This window comes from Phenylobacterium sp. (assembly GCF_030697925.1).
Lineage (GTDB): Bacteria > Pseudomonadota > Alphaproteobacteria > Caulobacterales > Caulobacteraceae > Phenylobacterium.
This window is the reverse complement of record NZ_JAUYOJ010000053.1, coordinates 1-1,244: the sequence shown is the minus strand read 5'-3', so window position 1 is coordinate 1,244 and position 1,244 is coordinate 1. Positions and strand designations below refer to the sequence as shown.

Genomic DNA, 1,244 nt, shown 5'->3' with positions numbered 1-1,244 from the left:
CTCGTCGTTGCCGCCGCCCAGGCCCGCGCCACGATGGCGGCCCACGGCGTCGATCTCGTCGATGAAGATGATGCAGGGGCTGTTCTTCTTGGCCTGCTCGAACATGTCGCGCACGCGGCTGGCGCCGACGCCGACGAACATCTCAACGAAGTCGGAACCCGAGATGTAGAAGAACGGCACACCGGCCTCGCCCGCGACAGCGCGGCCCAGCAAGGTCTTACCGGTGCCGGGAGGACCGACCATCAGGGCGCCCTTGGGGATCTTGCCGCCCAGGCGTTGGAACTTCTGCGGGTCCTTCAGGAAGTCGACGATCTCGGTCAGTTCTTCCTTGGCCTCGTCGACGCCGGCCACGTCATCGAAGGTCACGCGGTTCTTGTTCTCGGTCATCATCTTGGCCTTGGACTTGCCGAAGCCCATGGCGCCGCGGGCGCCGCCCTGCATCTGCCGCATGAAGAAGATCCAGACCCCGATCAGCAGCAGGATCGGCAGGCTGTTGAGCAGCAGGCCCATCAGGCCGCCGCCGGCGGACTTCACATTGATGTCCGCGCCCTGGGCTTCCAGGCGCCTGAGCAGCTCTTCCTGGTTGGTCGGGGTGAGCGCCGTGAACGACTTGCCGCCGGAATCCTTGAGCTCGACGGCGGTGCCGCGGATGATCGCCGACTTCACCTCGCCGGAGTTCACCTTGGCCAACATCTGGGAATAGGAGATCTGCCCCGCTGCGCCGGCCGCCTGGCTGCCGCCGGTCATCATGCTGTAAAGGCCGATCAGGACGACGACGATGACGCCCCAGATGGCGAGGTTACGTAGGTTCATGTCGCGCCTTCGATAAGTGTCTCACTTGCCCAAGATAGGTGGGCGGACCCCAAAACTCCAGCAAGGCCCGTGCCGCGCGACCGAACACCGCGGTTCGGTGAACGCGATACAGGCCAGAACGTCATCCAGGGTAGCAAAAAGGCCGCGCGGAACCCGCACGGCCTTATAGAGCTTGGCTTTGAAGGAAGTCCTACCGCGCGGGCTTCTTCGGCGCGGCGATCAGGCCTTCGCGCTGGGCGCGCTTGCGAGCCAGTTTGCGGGCGCGGCGAACGGCCTCGGCCTTCTGGCGAGCGCGCTTCTCGCTCGGCTTCTCATAATGCACGTGCCGCTTCATCTCGCGGAACGAGCCCTCGCGCTGCATCTTCTTCTTCAGCGCCTTGAGGGCCTGATCGACGTTGTTGTCGCGAACGAAAATCTGAACCAGAGGTCTC

General features: G+C 64.4%; 2 protein-coding genes. Both read right to left on the bottom strand.

Translation table 11 applies throughout. The features are described from left to right. Positions 1-813 (bottom strand): ATP-dependent metallopeptidase FtsH/Yme1/Tma family protein (locus Q8Q88_RS05370; RefSeq protein ID WP_305674171.1); only part of this gene is annotated, 813 nt, incomplete at its 3' end. A gap of 190 nt (positions 814-1,003) precedes the next feature. Continuing rightward, positions 1,004-1,237 (bottom strand): 30S ribosomal protein S21, encoded by a 234-nt coding sequence (rpsU, locus tag Q8Q88_RS05365; protein ID WP_091735317.1) that lies wholly within the window; start codon positions 1,235-1,237, stop codon positions 1,004-1,006. Positions 1,238-1,244 lie beyond the last annotated feature (7 nt).